This is a genomic window from Gramella sp. Hel_I_59 (genome assembly GCF_006714895.1).
Classification (GTDB): domain Bacteria; phylum Bacteroidota; class Bacteroidia; order Flavobacteriales; family Flavobacteriaceae; genus Christiangramia.
This window is the reverse complement of record NZ_VFME01000001.1, coordinates 3,217,578-3,233,516: the sequence shown is the minus strand read 5'-3', so window position 1 is coordinate 3,233,516 and position 15,939 is coordinate 3,217,578. Positions and strand designations below refer to the sequence as shown.

Here is a 15,939-nt window from a genome sequence, read left to right as displayed (position 1 = left end):
CTCATTTCAAAAAAAAAGTCCTTCAGAAGTTTCTGAAGGACTTTTTTTTAGTATTAAACTTCCAATTTTTACTGAAGCACTGTAGCTCTTTCAGTTTTAACCTCGTAGTCGGTATAGCCTTTTGCTCCTCCAGAGTAAAAAGTATCCTCATCCCACGAGTCCAGTTCAACACCCTGTTCAAATCTTTCAGCAAGATCTGGATTAGAAATAAATGGTTTTCCGAAGGCAACAAGATCTGCATCACCATCGTCAAGCACTGCATTCCCTTTTTCCTGATCGAAATTCGTATTGATCATTAATGTTCCTTTGTAGATAGGGCGATAACGTTTCGCGATATCTGTTTCAGCAAAAGAAATTTCAGAAACATCTGTAAATGGTTCAGAAAGATGGAGGTAAGACAGATCGTATTCGTTCAGCTTCTTGATGATATAATCGAAAGTAGGAATCGTTTCTTCATCCATAGTCATCCCGAATAGGCCGTGCATGGAAGGATTTAAGCGAATCCCGATTCGATTTTCCGGCATTACTTCTTTCACCGCATCCAGAACATCAAAAAGTATTCTTGATCTTTTCTCTATAGAACCTCCATATTCATCGTTTCTGTGATTGGAAGTCGCATTGAAAAACTGGTGAAAAAGATATCCGTTGCTGGAATGTATTTCTACTCCGTCAAATCCTGCTTCCATAGAATTTTTAGCTGCCTGCTTAAAATCTTCAATGGTTTGCTTGATATCATCGGCGGTCATTTCTCTGGGCACAACCGTATCCTTAAAACCTTCTGGCGTGAACGATTTTGAATTCGGATTGATAGGAGATGGCGCCAAAGGCAATTCACCTCCATGAAAATCTGGATGTGACATTCTACCCACATGCCATAGCTGAATAAAGATCTTTCCATCAGCATTATGAACTGCTGAGGTCACGTCTTTCCAGGCTTCAACCTGTTCCTTTGTATGAATTCCGGGGGTATTAATATATCCAACGGCATCTTTTGAAACCTGGGAACCTTCAGAAATTATAAGACCAGCGCTCGCTCTTTGTCGGTAATATTCTGAATGGAGTTCAGGAATAGCTTTCTTCTCTGGATTATCTGCACGCCCACGGGTCATAGGAGCCATGATCACGCGATTTTTTAATTCCAGATCGCCTAATTTATATGTTTTTAATAATGCTTGTGTACTCATGATTAGATTCTTAAAAATTGAATACAAAAGTATAGCCTGTGGAAGGGAAAATAATTGACATGGAATAACAGGACTTGTTAAAGCATGTTAAGCTATAGAAGATTTTCTAAAAGCAATTGGCAAAATTGATAGATTCAGGAATCCGGACAGCTCGTAAAAAAATAATTAGGTTATTTCTGACCGTAAATATTTCTTCGGAAGAAGGAATAAAAAAAAGCTTCAGATTTCTCTGAAGCTTTTCCGTTGTGCGGGCGAGAGGACTCGAACCTCCACACCTTGCGGCACTAGATCCTAAGTCTAGCGTGTCTACCAATTCCACCACGCCCGCATTTTAAAGTTTCACAACACTTAGGACTCGTTGTGATTCCCTGCTTAATTACTTAAGCGGGTGCAAATATAAAGATAAGTTTCAATTTTCAAACAGTCTTCCAGAAAAAAATTAAAAAAATTTCAGCTAAAATTTAGTGACTCCAACTAAGTTTCTGATTTTCAGTATAGATCAATTTTAATGATTTTGAACAAAATTTATTTTCTTATGAAAACACTAAGAGCTTTGAGACCAACTTTCCGCAGACTTCTTTATAACTTTACGCAAACCTGAAAATTAATACATGGATTCTATAAAAACATACCTCGAAGAACATAAAGACAGATTTGTCGATGAATTAAAGGAATTATTAAAAATTCCTTCGATTTCTGCAGATGCAAACTACAAGGACGACATGCTGAAGGCTGCGGAAGCTGTAAAGCAAAGTCTACTTGATGCTGGTTGTGATACTGCAGAAGTTGCACCAACTCCAGGTCACCCTGTGGTGTATGCTGAAAAGATCATTAACAAAGATCTTCCAACGGTGCTTGTATATGGCCATTACGATGTACAGCCACCAGATCCATTGGATCTATGGAATTCTCCGCCTTTTGAACCAGTCGTGCAAAAAACCGACATTCATCCTGAAGGAGCAATTTTCGCCCGGGGAGCCTGTGATGATAAAGGACAAATGTATATGCATGTAAAAGCCATGGAATACATGACCAAAAATGATGAACTTCCATGTAATGTGAAATTCATGATCGAAGGTGAGGAAGAAGTAGGAAGTGAGCACCTGGACTGGTATATCAAGGAAAATAAGAAGAAATTACAAAATGATGTGATCCTGATCTCTGATACCGGAATGATCTCCAAAGACACTCCATCTATCACAACCGGTCTACGCGGACTCTCTTACGTAGAAGTGGAAGTTACTGGAGCGAATCGGGATCTGCATTCTGGTCTCTACGGTGGTGCGGTAGCAAATCCTCTGAACGTCTTAAGTGAAATGATCTCCAAACTTACAGACGACAATAATCATATAACCATTCCTGGATTTTATGATAACGTGGAAAATCTTAGTGATGAGGAACGCTCTAAAATGGCAGAAGCACCTTTCAGCATTGAAGAGTATAAAGAAAAACTGGATATCAGGGATGTTAATGGAGAGGAAGGATATTCTACGCTGGAGAGAGGTTCTATCAGGCCAACCCTCGACGTAAATGGAATGTGGGGCGGTTATATTGGTGAAGGAGCGAAAACAGTGCTTCCGTCGAAAGCTTATGCAAAAATATCCATGCGACTGGTTCCTAACCAGGATCATAAGGAAATAACCAAATTGTTTACAAAGCACTTTGAAAGTCTTGCGCCAGATAGTGTTCGAGTGAAAGTGAAACCTCACCATGGCGGATATCCATATGTAACTCCAATAGACACAATAGGTTACCAGGCGGCTAGCGCAGCTTATGAAGAAACCTTCGGAAAAACGCCGATCCCGCAGAGAAGCGGAGGAAGTATTCCAATTGTATCCTTGTTTGAAAAAGAACTGGATAGTAAAATAATACTGATGGGCTTTGGTCTGGATACCGATGCGATCCATTCCCCTAACGAGCATTTTGGAATATGGAATTATCTAAAAGGTATTGAAACCATCCCATGGTTTTACAAACATTTTACTGAAATGAGTAAAAAATAGAGAATATATTAATATTTCTATATAACGGGGGATCAGGTTCGCAGAATTTGATTCCCCGTTTTAGTATATTTGCCGCACTAAAATTATTTTCATGAACAAAATATTAAGTACCTGCCTTCTTGCATCGGCATTGACTTTCGTTTCCTGTAATGAGGACAAGAAAAATGCAGATAAAGATGAGCAGCAGGAGATCGCGATGAACTCAGATTTTGAGGTAAACGTAGATGAATTTGCAGATATTAAAGTACTGCGCTACCAGATTCCGGGTTGGGAAAACTTAAGTCTGAAAGAGCAGAAGTTAGTGTATTATCTAACCCAGGCAGGACTTGCCGGGAGAGATATTATGTGGGACCAGAATTACCGTCATAACCTGGAAATTCGTGAAGCCCTTGAAAATATTTATACAAATTATGAAGGCGACCAGTCTTCAGAGGAATGGACTTCATTTGAAACTTACCTCAAAAGAGTATGGTTCTCGAACGGGATTCACCATCATTATTCCAATGCTAAGATCAAACCTGAATTCAGCAAAGAATATTTTGATACTCTTTTAAAAGAAAGCAATACCGAACTTACAGGTGAAGCTTACGAAGTAATTTTCAATGAAAAGGATGCGAAAAAGGTAAATCTTAATGAAGCTGATGGTTTACTGGAAGGTTCTGCCATCAATTTCTACGGTCCTGATGTAACTGCTACGGAAGTGGATGCATTCTACGCGAAAATGAAATCTCCAAATCCTGAAAGACCACTTTCTTACGGACTTAATTCCAAGCTTGTAAAGGAGAATGGAAAACTGGTTGAAAAAGTTTATAAAAGTGGCGGACTTTACGGTGAAGCGATCGATGAGATCATCAACTGGCTGGAAAAAGCTAAAGGTGTTGCTGAAAATGAAAAGCAGGCGAATGCTTTAGGATTATTGATCGATTACTATACTACCGGAGACTTGAAAACCTGGGATGATTACAATGTTGCATGGGTGGAAGCTACTGAAGGTAATATTGATTATATCAACAGTTTTATAGAGGTTTATAATGATCCAAAAGGTTACAGAGGATCTTATGAAAACATCGTTCAGATCAAGGATTTTGATATGTCCAAAAAGATGAGCGTTCTTGAAAATGAAGTGCAGTGGTTCGAGGATAACTCGCCAATCATGGATGAGCATAAAAAAGATTCTGTAGTAGGAGTAACTTACAAAACAGTGATCGTTGCTGGTGAAGCAGGTGATGCATCTCCAAGTACGCCAATTGGTGTAAACCTTCCAAATGCGAACTGGATTCGTAAAGAGCATGGAAGTAAATCTGTTTCTTTAGGGAATATCATTTCTGCTTACGAAGGCGCAGGCGGATCAGATAAACTGAAGGAATTTGCACATGATGAAGAAGAAGTACAACTTTCTGAACAATACGGGAAAGAGGCAGATAAGCTACATACTGCATTGCATGAAGTAGTAGGTCACGCTTCAGGACAAATGAATGCTGGTGTTGGAGAAACCAAGGAAACTCTAAAGAACTATGCATCTACACTTGAAGAAGGTCGTGCAGATCTTGTAGGTTTGTATTACCTGATGGATCCAAAACTAGAAGAACTTGGACTTACAGATGATTCTGAAAAACTAGGGAAGGCTGCATACAACGATTATATTCGTAATGGATTGATGACACAGTTAGTAAGAATTGAGCCGGGTCAGGATATTGAAGAAGCTCATATGCGTAACAGACAATGGGTGAGTAAATGGGTTTACGAAAAAGGACAGGAAGAAGGAGTTATTGAAAAAGTTGAAAAAGATGGGAACATCTACTTTGATATCAAAGACTACAAGAAGCTTCGTTCATTGTTCGGAGATCTGCTTAAGGAAACTCAGAGAATCAAGTCTGAAGGTGATTTCCTGGCTGCAAAAGACCTGGTAGAAAACTACGGTGTGAAAGTAGATCAGGATATTCACAAACAGGTACTGGACAGAAATTCGAAATTTAAGTCGGCTCCATATAGCGGATTCGTGAATCCTGTTCTGGTTGCTGAAATGGATGAGAATGATGAGATCGTTTCGATCAAAGTAACCCAGCCGAGATCTTTCGAAGAGCAGATGCTGGATTATTCTGAAAACTATAGTTTCTTAACTGAAAAGAAAGAGAAAGAAGAAAATGAAGTTGCTAAAACTGAAGAGTAGTTCTTAGCAGAATTATAGAAAAAAAAGCGGCCAACTGGCCGCTTTTTTTTGTGAGTATATCTCTATTTGAAGTTTGTCTTAAGATACAAACGCTCCACTTTTTCTCTTGCCCAGAGTTCCTTCCGAAGAAACTTTAAACTGGACTTTTTTGTAGGATTGGATTTAAAACAATTAATATTGATCCTTTCTGCAAGCCCTTCCCAGCCATAATGATCATGTAAAGAATCAAGGATATCAGCAAGTTTGATACCGTGCAAAGGATTGTTTGGCTGAGTGTGTTTGTTATTTTCCATAGGCGTGATTAGGTTTTCTTTACAAACTTGGTAAGCAATACGATCTGCTGGCCTTCGACTTTACCTTCAATTTGCTCAGCATTATCATGAACCAGCGATATTCTTCGAACTGCAGTTCCTCTTTTTGCTGTAAGACTGCTGCCTTTTACATTAAGATCTTTGATCAAAACAACGCTGTCACCTGCTTCCAGCACGACACCATTACTATCTTTATGAACGAGTTGAGTATCGGTTTCCTCAGTCTGTATACCTGCTTTAGCCCAGTGCTTTAACTCATCTTCCATATACATCATATCGAGTAAGTCCTGCGGCCAGCCTTCAGATTTAAGTCTGTTCAGCATTCTCCACGAAATAACCTGCACGGCAGGAATTGTACTCCACATACTGTCATTGAGACAACGCCAGTGATTTGGTTCTACATTTTCCGGATTTTCTATCTGCGATTCACAGTTCTGGCAAATCAGGATCTCAGCTTTCTGGTCCTCTGGAGCTTCAGAAACTGTATAAGCATTCAGTTGTTCGGTTTGACCGCACAATTCACAGGTGGAATCACTGCGTTCTCTTAATCTATCTTCAGAAATCATTTATTTGAGCATTTTGAGAAGCAAAGGTAGTTTAAAGCCATGTTTTATTAAGTATTTATGGCTTTTTCAGTAAAATAGATTCAATTTCCAAGGATTCTGCTCCACAATTCAGGAAGCAAACTTTCTGCATCTTCCATGGAACGTTCGGTTTCAGTGGCGGTTAATTCTCCATCCTCTTCCTGTAGTAAAAAGCTGAAAATAAATGGCGCATCGGGATCATTCATATCCAGTTTTCCGAAGCGAAGATCATTGAAATAAAGTTGCTCGTTCTTCTCGCTGAAAGTATACCAACCTTCGCTAATATCAATCAAACGCTTTAAGTTGGTGTGACCTGAAAGACTGTCGGCAAACTCAAGATTCTTAGGTACTTCCTGAAAACTTATAGGTTTGGTGTCAAAAATGGAATAGTCGGCGATCAAAAAATGATCCTTAGCCTCAATATTTGCACTCCATAAAATACTATTCATAGGTGCAGGTCGTGTATCCATTCTTTGATAAGAAATCGACTGTTCTTCCAATGCATTTTCGAATTTGTTATAAGTGATCCATTTAAGTGCAGGGGTGATCAATAATAGGTAAACGCTGCTAATAATCAAACCAAGCCGATTGTATTTCCTTCGTTTTGGATCATCCCGCTTTAAGCGCATCGTCATAATAAGCAGGACTAAAAACGGCAATGTATAAAGTGGATCAATAACAAATATATTCTTATAAGCCAGTCTTAGATCGAATGGCCAGAATAGCTGCGTGCCCCAGGTGGTATGTGCATCGAGCAGGGGATGAGTGAAAAGTCCCCAGAACATGAGCCATGACCAGTTCTTCCAGGTAGCAGCAGATTTGGACTCGATCTTTGAGATTAGCCATCCAAAAACCGTCGCGAACAGGACTGAAAATACTATAGAATGGGAAAAACCACGGTGGATCTCGGTTGCAGTGATTGTATCATAAGCATAGCCTACAAAAGTATCCAGATCTGGAATGGTTCCGGCGATCGCTCCGTACAGCATTGCTTTGTTCCCAACTTTTTTCCCCAGGACAGCTTCTCCAACAGCTGCGCCCAATACAATTTGCGTTAATGAATCCATAAGTGGTGTAGTCTAATTCTCTTGGGAAAACTTACCTGAAGATCAATCTTCCACGATCTGCATTTTTCTAAGTAAGAATGAAGCATTCATATTCTGGCAAATTCCTTTCTTGAATCGGTAGTCAAAATGAAGTTCGTTGTTCTCGATTTCGGCATCAAAATAGTAATTTTTTACCTGCTCGAACTGGTTGGCAGTTTCACATAAACTAAGGTCGTGTGTAGCAATGATCCCCGTTGAATTGGACTTTACCAGGCGTTCAATGAACTTTTTAGAGCCTATCGCCTTATCTGTACTGTTGGTGCCTTTCAGGATCTCATCGAGAATGATAAAGTATTTCTCGGTCTGAATTTTATCAACGATATACTTCAGTCTTTTAAGTTCAGAAAAGAAATAGGATTCATCGTCACCCAGCGAGTCACTGGTACGCATGCTGCTTATCAATTTGATAGGTGAATAGGTGCAGGAATCGGCACATACCGGAAGTCCCATGTTTGACATTACGATTTGCAGCGCGACCGTTCTTAGAAATGTACTTTTTCCAGCCATATTCGCACCGGTAATGATAAAAAACTGGTCGCTTTCTATTCTGAAATCGTTATCTACACGTTTACTTTGCTTTAAAAGTGGATGCCCTAGCTCTTTTGCTTCTATGCCATTTGGTACTTCAGAGATCTTCGGAAAAGTATATTGTTGATGATTAAATGCAAAATTACCGAGGCTGTTGTAAGCATCGAAGTTTTCTACTGCCTTAAACCAGTTGCTAACTTCAGTTCGGTGCTGAAGTATCCATTTCTCTAGTCGGTAAGATTGTTTTAAATCCCAAAGCATAAATCCATTAGCAAGAAATCCAAACAGAAAATTATTCCGTTGATCCAGAGCATCAATACCTTTACTGAATTCTTTTAAAATTTCTGAAGCTTTCCGTTTTTCCGAAGCAATGGAAGTCTGGAGATCATGGAGAATATCCGACTCAAATTTTTCGTCTTCAATAAAGCCGAGTAGCTGGTAATATTGCTGAAAAGTATCCTGGACCTTTCCAATTGCTGAGGATAGTTGATTGATCCTGCCAACGTAAATGGCGGTGATCATGATGCCTATAAGCAACCATAATAACAGCTGGTAAAATCCAATGAAACTGAAATAATAGGCAAGGATGACTCCTACAGAAAGAGTCGTAAAAACAATTGGTAACCAGCGCATAATTGCCGGAACAAAAGCTTTATAATTTGTAATCCATTTGAGAATGGTCTTCGAAGAATTCTCGGTTCTTACCAGCGTAGCAGTGGCGCTAAATTCCTGTCGCCAGTCGGCTTTGTTAGCGAGCTCTTTGATTGCTTCCTGTTTTTCAGTAATTCGGGTAGTGTCATTACTAAGCAGAAAAGATGAAAGTTTGCTTGCTCCTTCAGCTAAAGCAGTTCTATTGAGATACTGAAAAAAGCTTTTTCTTCCGAAGAGATCAATGTCACGACTAAAATCATGATCTTCAACATCAAATTCTTTTCCGTCTGGTAAATTCAGAAAATCCCCTGTTTCGAGAACGTGGATCTCAGTTTCATTTATAGAGATCAAAGCTTCCGTTTTATCCTTTTCGCGTTTAAGACCAGAATGTCTTGAGATAAGGAAGATAAATAGTGCCAGACAGCCAATGACCACAGGAACAACGACCTGTACCTGATCGTAGAAGAAAAAAACTGCGGCACATAAGGCGAGAAATACAAGTAATCTCAGGATACTCGAGACTGCCAGTTTTCCTGATAACTTCTTTCTCTCCTGCTCGTATTTGTTCTTTCTATCCTTGTAAAAAGCTAAAGGTTCTTTCATTCTAAACTATCTAATTCCTGCTTAAGTTTTCTGGTTAATCCTGCAACTACCAGTTCATAACTATGATCTATGAGTTTCCTGGTCAATTCCGGAGCTGCTCCACCATTCATTACTAACGTATTCCAGTGACGTTTATTCATGTGATAACCCGGTAAAATTGTTTCCGGGTATTCTACCCTTAGCTGAACAGCCCATTCTGGATCACATTTTAAATTCACTCTAAGTGGAACTTCATCGAGGCTGGCAATGCTAAACATCTTGCCCATGACCTTAAAAACAAGATTATCCGGGCCAAAAGGTAAATGCTCAGAAACCCCTCTTTTTACTAAGCAATAATCTCTGAACTGGTCGATATTCATAAAAATTAGTGTTTAATAAAAGAGGCAGATCTTATTTTTCCAGTTTAGGAGCTTCCGTATTTTCGATGGTAAGTGCTGAATAATCGAGTTTCCAGCCGATGGTTTCCACGATCTTTTCCATTAGCGCGATCGTACCCAAAGCTTCTTTTTGTGCCTGCTCCATGAGTCCGCTTTGAGGTATCTTGTCTACAATGGTTTTTTTGGCGTCACGGTTAATGTCTGTAAGATCTGAGGTTGTAAAAGGATTCGCCCAGCCTTCACGTTTATCGTAGTATTTAAAATCTGTTTCGATCGTCAATAATTCCGGTTGTGGGAAATTGGTGAGTATGATCTTTTTATTCTCATTATCGCTTTGCATTCTCACCTTGCTAAGATCAAATCCAACGTGTGCTTTCGCCTGTACCAGCACAATGGCTTTCTTTTTTCCGAAGACCAGGCTAATGTATTTTTCCTTTAGATTCTCGTAGTGGTAGATCTCAGAAAAATCACCTTCTACAGTGATAAATTTGCAAACGCTTCTAATCTTATCCATAAGAACAACAGATTGTTCATTGGTCTTCTCCATGGATCGATTCTTATTGAAGATCGAAAAAATAAAGTATGCAGCAACCGCACCGGCTGCAAGTCCTATAAATAGTAATTCCATATTATGTACCTATTTCACCTAAATGAGTGAATTTAAATCCTTTTTCATATTTAAGACCATATCCAAAACAACGATCAAAACTGGAATGTGCAAATAGCATGATTCCGGAAAGCTGTAAAAATGCATGATCGAGCATGATTCCCATCAGGTAGATCGCAATAGCAATTCCTTTATGATGAAAAATGTTATAGGAATATGCACCAATCTTATCACTTGCAAGATAACCCAACATGCCAATATCGGGAACTAAAAATAAGCCTGCAAACCACCACCAGCTATAATCCAGTTTTGTGAAGAGAAAAACCCCCAGAATAAGCATTGCAAATTCTTCGATTTTCAAACTAAGTTTCATTTGTTGAGAATTTTATATAAGACTGGTTTTGATGGTGCTGCGTCATTTTCGAAAGATGCCGGCTGCAAACTTAGAAAGTAGGCGCCGTCCTCAATTTTATTTGGAACATAGATCAATTCTGTGATCGTCGCATGGTAACGGATCTCCTTCGGGTAGTTCCAGAAAGCTTTGTGAGCCAGAAGTTTTCCTTCATCCTTCTCTTTATCTACAGAAGGCTGATCTATAAGCAGGTGATCGATTCCGTGTTCTCTCAAAAAATTAGCCGCCGCCTCCTCTAGATATGGCCAGTTCGTATGAGAATGATGTTTGGAGATCTTACCAATATAATTTGGTAGCGTCCTGATAATGATCGCTTCAGCCGTAGAATCTTTTAAAGCTTTTTCGAATTGTGCTCTTCTAAAAATACGGTCTTCACCAGCAATTTCTGGTTCTAGAGAGATCACTTCTGCCTTAAAAAAGAAACGTTTTAAATGCTGCTGAATAAAATTTGGTTCTTTGGTGATATGACCAACACACTCGGTATGCGTTGCATGAGCATGGGGATTAAAGCTGATATTGTTGAAATTCACTGAAGCTCCCGCACTTACTTTTCCAATAAAATTGCCATCAACAACCGGCTTGATCTCAGGATGTTCCAGATACCAGGCGATTGGATTTTTTTCATCACCACGCAGACTAATGGAAATATCCAGAGGTTTGGAAAGATCTACACGAAAATCTGAATTCTGGTAATGTATGCTGGCGATCATAAGAGATGAATATGCTCAACAAATGTAAGATTGTAAACCGATAATAGGCTAGCGGTGAAGTTGATATTTTTGAGACTCACCAAAATTATAGTCATCAAGGTAAAAGAGCTCTGCGGCAATTCCATCGCTTAGAAATTTACCTTTTTCAGAAATATGGAATTCGGTATCACGCTTTTCTATTTGTCCGTTTTCAAGAAAAATTTGTGCTTCCTTTATAAAATGTTGTTCGTAAAGCTTTCCAAAGTTGCGGTAAATATCTTCTGAATTTACGCCGAATTTTGTGCGTAACCTCGTCATAATATATTCGTTATAAGAATCTGTTAGCGATAAAACTTCCTGCTGTTGCGGAATTTTATTTTCTGCTAATGCCGAAATATATAATGAATTATTCGCCACGTTCCAGCTTCTGGTCTTACCGTCATAAGAATGGGCAGACGGTCCAATTCCCAGATAAGCTTTACCCAGCCAGTAAGCCATATTGTTTTCTGAGTGAAAACCTGGTTTTCCATAATTTGAAAACTCATAATGTTCAAATCCAGCGGTTGTAAGCTTTTGCACCAGGATATCGAAATGCTTCCTGAACTTCTCGTCGGTGACCGGTTGGATCTTTCCTTTCTTGATAAAATTTTCCAGTGCTGTTTTTGGTTCAACGGTAAGCGCATAACTAGAAATATGAGGAATGTCCAGTTCCAGAGCGATCTCTAGATTCTCGATCCATTGCTTATCAGATTGTCCGGGAATTCCGTAAATAAGATCAATACTAATATTATCGAAATATCGCTTCGTAAGTTTCAGGCTTTCTAATGCTTCTGTTGCGTTGTGTGCGCGATTCATCAATTTCAAATCTGCTTCAAAAAAGGATTGCACACCAATACTTAGTCGGTTTACTGGTGAATCATTCAACGTTTTTAAAACTTCTTCTGAAAGATCATCAGGATTTGCTTCGAGAGTGATCTCGGCACTATTTGAAACTTCAAAATTCTGGTTGATGCTTTCAAAAATCAATTCAAGTTCTTCCGCAGAGAGTAGAGAAGGAGTTCCGCCTCCAAAGTAGATGGTTTGTATAAGTCCGGGAATTTCATTTTTTCGCAATTTCAGTTCCCTGCTAAGCATTTCAACAAGTTGCCCCTTCTTCTTTGTAGAGGTTGAAAAGTGAAAATCACAATAGTGACATGCCTGTTTGCAAAATGGAATATGAATATAGATTCCGCTCATGACCTATTTGATCTTACCCGGATTTTGCTTTACAAAGGCGCTCCAGCCTGTGTAGCTTTTGCCAATTTCGGTTTTTCCAGAATTATAAAAGTGGCAAACCGCTGCAGCCAGACCATCTGTAGCATCAAGGTTTTTTGGAAGTTCCCCGATCTTCAGCATACTTTGCAGCATCTTTGCAACCTGCTCTTTACTGGCATTTCCATTCCCGGTTATCGCCATTTTAATTTTCTTCGGAAGGTATTCTGTAATAGGAACTTCGCGCGATAATCCAGCGGCCATAGCCACGCCCTGCGCCCGACCCAGTTTTAACATGGATTGCACATTTTTCCCGAAGAACGGTGCTTCAATAGCAATTTCATCGGGATGATAGGTGTCTATAAGTTCAATGGTTCTCTCGAAAATTAGTTTCAGCTTTACATAATGATCGCTGTATTTGTTGAGCTGTAACTCATTCATTTGAATAAAGCTCATGTTCTTGTTAACCACCTTGATCAAACCAAAACCCATGATCGTGGTTCCGGGGTCAATTCCCAGGATGATCCTTTCCCCTTGTATAGTTCTTTTGTCTGTCGTGCTACTCACTAAAATTGCCTAATTTGGACTTCTGCAAAACTAATCATTTAAAATCTGGCGTTCGCAATTTATGGCCATGCTTCCTGTCTACATCCTAGCCGGCATTTGTCTGTCTTATATAATTTTACTCTTATCACTTTTATATGGTTGGAGAAATTTAAAAAACAATCCTCGTTTTGTTTCTCCTTTTGAAACCGGTTTTTCCATCATCATTCCGTTTAGAAATGAGCAGTTACATTTGCCCGGTTTATTTGACTCTTTGAAAAATTTGAAGTATCCGAAGAACAAATTTGAGATTCTTTTGATCAATGATTCTTCTGAAGATGATTCAGAAAAACTGGTTCAGGAATTTCGCAAGATGCATGCTGATCTTTCGATCGAGCTCTTGCAAAACCAGAGAGAATCCATTTCAGCAAAAAAAGATGCTATAAAGGTCGGTATAGATAAATCCAGATTTGAATATATAGTCACTACAGATGCCGATTGTAAAGTTCCTGAAAACTGGTTGCAGGGATTTGATAATTATATAGAGTCTCAGGATTCAGATCTAATTGCAGCTCCGGTAATATTCGTCGAAGTTCATCCTGAAGATCCACTATTCCGAAAATTTGATCTCATTGATTTTATGAGTTTGCAGGCTACTACGATTGGTTCTTTTGGATTGAGAAAGCCATTTATATGTAATGCGGCAAATCTATGCTTTAAGAAAAAAGCATTCCAGGTAGTTGGCGGTTATAAGCAGTCCGGCAACTATGCAGGTGGTGATGATGTTTTTTTACTTCAGAAATTTAAAGAACACAAAAGAAAGATCGATTTTGTTAGAAGTAATAACATGATCGTAACAACTTCGGCGCAGAAAGATCTTCGAAGCTTTATACAGCAACGTTTACGCTGGGCAGCAAAATCTGCCGGTTACGATGATAGTTTTGCCAGGTTTGCTGCTTTGACCGTGTTTCTAATGAATGCAGCATTAATTATAGGACTAGTGCTTTGCCTGTTCGACGCCAGCTATCTTCAGTGGCTTATGATTGCATTCCTTATAAAGTTTAACCTGGATTTTATGTTGATCTATAAAGCTGCGGTATTTTTTGACAGGAAGGCAAGTATGCGAAGTTATGCCTTGAGTAGTATTGCCTACCCTTTATTTTCTTCAGGAATTTCGCTGACTTCTCTATTCGTAGGTTTTAAGTGGAAGGGAAGAGGTTACCGAAAATAGATTTATTCGGCTTTTACAACTACAGGCATTTTAAACACAGTAGATACAGGAATTCCTCTTTTGCTCGCCGGGTAAATTTTAGGCAAGGAATCAATACTCTGCCTGATCCAGTTCTTAATATCTGGTAATTGATTGGTCACTGTGGTATCCACTTCTATGGATTCAACTTGCGGTTTCCCGTTCTTGTCGATTTCCAGGTAAATAAAAAGCGTATCGTCAATGCTTTTGGTTACTACGGGTTGCTGACTTGCCAGGTGGCTATAAATTGTCGTGGAGACCTGGCGGGCGAAGCAATCTTTAGCTTCGGCAAGATCGGTGAGATTCTGGCAATCTTCGAAAGCGGGATACTCATCCACTTCTTTCCAGTTCAATGTGCGTGATTCCTGCTCCAGAACCTCTTCAGAAGAAATTTTCCTGGTTTCGAAATTACAGGAGCACAGAACTGAAATGGCAACTGCAAATAATATCTTCTTCATTAAAAGTTAGCTTTCGGATTCCAAAAATAGTGAAATCTAGCAGGTTAGGAAAATTATCTGCTATTCCGAAAAATGCTCCTCTTTTTTAAGCTCACTTAACCTGTATTTTGCAATTTCGATCATAGCAGGATTTCCATTTCCGGCATACCTGTCAAGGTATCGCTGGTAATGTTCAGCCACAGATTTTTTATCTTCAAAATACCTGTCGGCAGTAAGCGCCAGTTCCAGTAAAGCCCTTTCGTTTTCTTCATTTTCTTCGATCGCAAATTTGAAAAACCGGTAGGCTTCTTTAAAATCTTCGAGTTCCTTTGAAGCAAGTCCAAGATTCAGAAACTCGTTGTCAACTCTGGGATTTTTTATAAAAAGTGCATTATAGAAATGTTCTCTCGCATCTTTATGCCTGTCCATTTCCATCAGGATGACGCCAATGTTAGAATGCGCAGCGCTATTCATATCATTAATGTCGAGCATTTGCTTATAGGTTTCCAAAGCTTTTGATAACTGGTTGGTCATACGATAGGCTTTTGCGAGCTTTTGCAGTACAAATTCTGAAGCTTCACCTTCTTCTACGATCGTTTTAAACGCCGGTATCGCCTTGTCAAACTGAAAAGTAGACATATAAGCCTGGCCCAGAATAGATAAAAGACTTACATTTTTTGGACGTTTTTTCAAACCAGCCTGCGCGAGTACAATCGCTTCATGTTTTCTACCGCGAGCTAATTGATATTTACTGGTTTTGTAAAGTGCTCCCTGATGTGTAGGATCATAACTAACGGTTTCGAAAAATAAACGATTAGCCAGGGTATCCAGTTTGCGCTTCTCTTTGGTAAGCCCTAATCTATAGGTAAAGCCAGCATTTTCAGGATATCTTTCTTTTAAATTACTGAAGATACTATCTGCCAGCTCAAGTTTCCCGTTTTCAAGTAGCAGTTCTCCATAGTCCTGCATGGTTAAAACCTTCTCAGGATGTTGTTGTGTTACATGTTTGTAATTCTCAAGTGCAGCTTTGATATTTCCTTCCGACTGCTGAAATTTCGCCAGTTTCAATAGAATTTTAGCATCTTTATCAGGCAAGTCTGCCAATAATTTAATGGCTTCTTCACGATTACCAACCGCTGCAAGACTATCAGCATTATTTAAAATGTCCTGCTGCGCATAGGTTGGCAGCAGGACAATTATTGTAAGAATCAGGGCTAGTAAAAATTTCAAATTA

At 39.2% G+C, this 15,939-nt stretch carries 16 protein-coding genes and 1 tRNA gene; 3 read left to right on the top strand and 14 right to left on the bottom strand.

Annotation, left to right across the window (positions count from 1 at the left end):
- Positions 1-68: 68 nt before the first annotated feature.
- A complete protein-coding gene (locus tag JM79_RS15000) occupies positions 69-1,184 on the bottom strand; it encodes an alkene reductase (protein ID WP_141878932.1) in 1,116 nt (371 codons plus the stop codon).
- A 246-nt stretch (positions 1,185-1,430) separates the two neighbouring features.
- A tRNA-Leu gene (locus JM79_RS14995) sits at positions 1,431-1,512 on the bottom strand.
- A gap of 283 nt (positions 1,513-1,795) precedes the next feature.
- On the opposite strand from JM79_RS14995, the gene JM79_RS14990 reads away from it, so the two are divergent.
- Positions 1,796-3,187: a dipeptidase gene (locus JM79_RS14990; protein WP_141878931.1), complete on the top strand. Its 1,392-nt coding sequence runs from the start codon at positions 1,796-1,798 to the stop codon at positions 3,185-3,187.
- A gap of 91 nt (positions 3,188-3,278) precedes the next feature.
- The gene (locus tag JM79_RS14985) at positions 3,279-5,357 is read left to right on the top strand and encodes a dihydrofolate reductase (protein WP_141878930.1); all 2,079 of its coding nucleotides are present in this window, start codon (positions 3,279-3,281) and stop codon (positions 5,355-5,357) included.
- Positions 5,358-5,419: 62 nt separating this feature from the next.
- Here JM79_RS14985 and JM79_RS14980 read toward each other — a convergent pair whose 3' ends face one another.
- The 10 genes from JM79_RS14980 to ruvC all read right to left on the bottom strand — a co-directional run bounded on the left by JM79_RS14980 (position 5,420) and on the right by ruvC (position 13,016).
- Positions 5,420-5,650 carry a VF530 family protein gene (locus JM79_RS14980; RefSeq protein WP_141878929.1) on the bottom strand — a complete coding sequence of 77 codons (231 nt, stop codon included), beginning with the start codon at positions 5,648-5,650 and terminating at the stop codon, positions 5,420-5,422.
- 8 nt (positions 5,651-5,658) lie between these two features.
- The gene (locus JM79_RS14975; RefSeq protein ID WP_141878928.1) at positions 5,659-6,234 is read right to left on the bottom strand and encodes an alkylphosphonate utilization protein; all 576 of its coding nucleotides are present in this window, start codon (positions 6,232-6,234) and stop codon (positions 5,659-5,661) included.
- An 80-nt stretch (positions 6,235-6,314) separates the two neighbouring features.
- Entirely contained in the window at positions 6,315-7,319 is a 1,005-nt protein-coding gene (locus JM79_RS14970) for a metal-dependent hydrolase (protein WP_141878927.1), read from the bottom strand.
- A 42-nt stretch (positions 7,320-7,361) separates the two neighbouring features.
- Complete coding sequence (locus JM79_RS14965; protein ID WP_141878926.1) at positions 7,362-9,140, bottom strand: DNA mismatch repair protein MutS; 1,779 nt, start codon at positions 9,138-9,140, stop codon at positions 7,362-7,364.
- A complete protein-coding gene (locus JM79_RS14960; RefSeq protein ID WP_141878925.1) occupies positions 9,137-9,499 on the bottom strand; it encodes an MmcQ/YjbR family DNA-binding protein in 363 nt (120 codons plus the stop codon). Before JM79_RS14960 ends, JM79_RS14965 begins: the two co-directional genes overlap by 4 nt.
- A 31-nt stretch (positions 9,500-9,530) precedes the next feature.
- Complete coding sequence (locus JM79_RS14955) at positions 9,531-10,145, bottom strand: DUF4230 domain-containing protein (RefSeq protein ID WP_141878924.1); 615 nt, start codon at positions 10,143-10,145, stop codon at positions 9,531-9,533.
- Between the two features lies 1 nt (position 10,146).
- Positions 10,147-10,497: a DUF4260 domain-containing protein gene (locus tag JM79_RS14950; protein WP_141878923.1), complete on the bottom strand. Its 351-nt coding sequence runs from the start codon at positions 10,495-10,497 to the stop codon at positions 10,147-10,149.
- Entirely contained in the window at positions 10,494-11,246 is a 753-nt protein-coding gene (locus JM79_RS14945; RefSeq protein ID WP_141878922.1) for a cyclase family protein, read from the bottom strand. Before JM79_RS14945 ends, JM79_RS14950 begins: the two co-directional genes overlap by 4 nt.
- Before the next feature lie 48 nt (positions 11,247-11,294).
- On the bottom strand, positions 11,295-12,461 hold the full coding sequence (hemW, locus tag JM79_RS14940) for a radical SAM family heme chaperone HemW (protein ID WP_141878921.1): 1,167 nt from the start codon (positions 12,459-12,461) through the stop codon (positions 11,295-11,297).
- A gap of 3 nt (positions 12,462-12,464) precedes the next feature.
- Positions 12,465-13,016: a crossover junction endodeoxyribonuclease RuvC gene (gene ruvC / locus JM79_RS14935; protein WP_141879260.1), complete on the bottom strand. Its 552-nt coding sequence runs from the start codon at positions 13,014-13,016 to the stop codon at positions 12,465-12,467.
- Positions 13,017-13,104: 88 nt separating this feature from the next.
- Between ruvC and JM79_RS14930 the strand changes: the two genes are divergently transcribed.
- Positions 13,105-14,250, top strand: coding sequence for a glycosyltransferase (locus JM79_RS14930; RefSeq protein ID WP_141878920.1), 1,146 nt, complete (start codon positions 13,105-13,107; stop codon positions 14,248-14,250).
- A gap of 2 nt (positions 14,251-14,252) precedes the next feature.
- Here the strand turns inward: JM79_RS14930 and JM79_RS14925 are convergent, their stop codons facing one another.
- Positions 14,253-14,726: a hypothetical protein gene (locus tag JM79_RS14925; protein WP_141878919.1), complete on the bottom strand. Its 474-nt coding sequence runs from the start codon at positions 14,724-14,726 to the stop codon at positions 14,253-14,255.
- Between the two features lie 60 nt (positions 14,727-14,786).
- Positions 14,787-15,935: a tetratricopeptide repeat protein gene (locus JM79_RS14920; RefSeq protein WP_141878918.1), complete on the bottom strand. Its 1,149-nt coding sequence runs from the start codon at positions 15,933-15,935 to the stop codon at positions 14,787-14,789.
- Positions 15,936-15,939 lie beyond the last annotated feature (4 nt).

Bases quoted from the DNA above. Each gene is read 5' to 3' on its own strand.
- JM79_RS15000 (WP_141878932.1), bottom strand. From the start codon at position 1,184: ATGAGTACACAAGCATTATTAAAAACATATAAATTAGGCGATCTGGAA.
- JM79_RS14990 (WP_141878931.1), top strand. From the start codon at position 1,796: ATGGATTCTATAAAAACATACCTCGAAGAACATAAAGACAGATTTGTC.
- JM79_RS14985 (WP_141878930.1), top strand. From the start codon at position 3,279: ATGAACAAAATATTAAGTACCTGCCTTCTTGCATCGGCATTGACTTTC.
- JM79_RS14980 (WP_141878929.1), bottom strand. From the start codon at position 5,650: ATGGAAAATAACAAACACACTCAGCCAAACAATCCTTTGCACGGTATC.
- JM79_RS14975 (WP_141878928.1), bottom strand. From the start codon at position 6,234: ATGATTTCTGAAGATAGATTAAGAGAACGCAGTGATTCCACCTGTGAA.
- JM79_RS14970 (WP_141878927.1), bottom strand. From the start codon at position 7,319: ATGGATTCATTAACGCAAATTGTATTGGGCGCAGCTGTTGGAGAAGCT.
- JM79_RS14965 (WP_141878926.1), bottom strand. From the start codon at position 9,140: ATGAAAGAACCTTTAGCTTTTTACAAGGATAGAAAGAACAAATACGAG.
- JM79_RS14960 (WP_141878925.1), bottom strand. From the start codon at position 9,499: ATGAATATCGACCAGTTCAGAGATTATTGCTTAGTAAAAAGAGGGGTT.
- JM79_RS14955 (WP_141878924.1), bottom strand. From the start codon at position 10,145: ATGGAATTACTATTTATAGGACTTGCAGCCGGTGCGGTTGCTGCATAC.
- JM79_RS14950 (WP_141878923.1), bottom strand. From the start codon at position 10,497: ATGAAACTTAGTTTGAAAATCGAAGAATTTGCAATGCTTATTCTGGGG.
- JM79_RS14945 (WP_141878922.1), bottom strand. From the start codon at position 11,246: ATGATCGCCAGCATACATTACCAGAATTCAGATTTTCGTGTAGATCTT.
- hemW (WP_141878921.1), bottom strand. From the start codon at position 12,461: ATGAGCGGAATCTATATTCATATTCCATTTTGCAAACAGGCATGTCAC.
- JM79_RS14930 (WP_141878920.1), top strand. From the start codon at position 13,105: ATGGCCATGCTTCCTGTCTACATCCTAGCCGGCATTTGTCTGTCTTAT.
- JM79_RS14925 (WP_141878919.1), bottom strand. From the start codon at position 14,726: ATGAAGAAGATATTATTTGCAGTTGCCATTTCAGTTCTGTGCTCCTGT.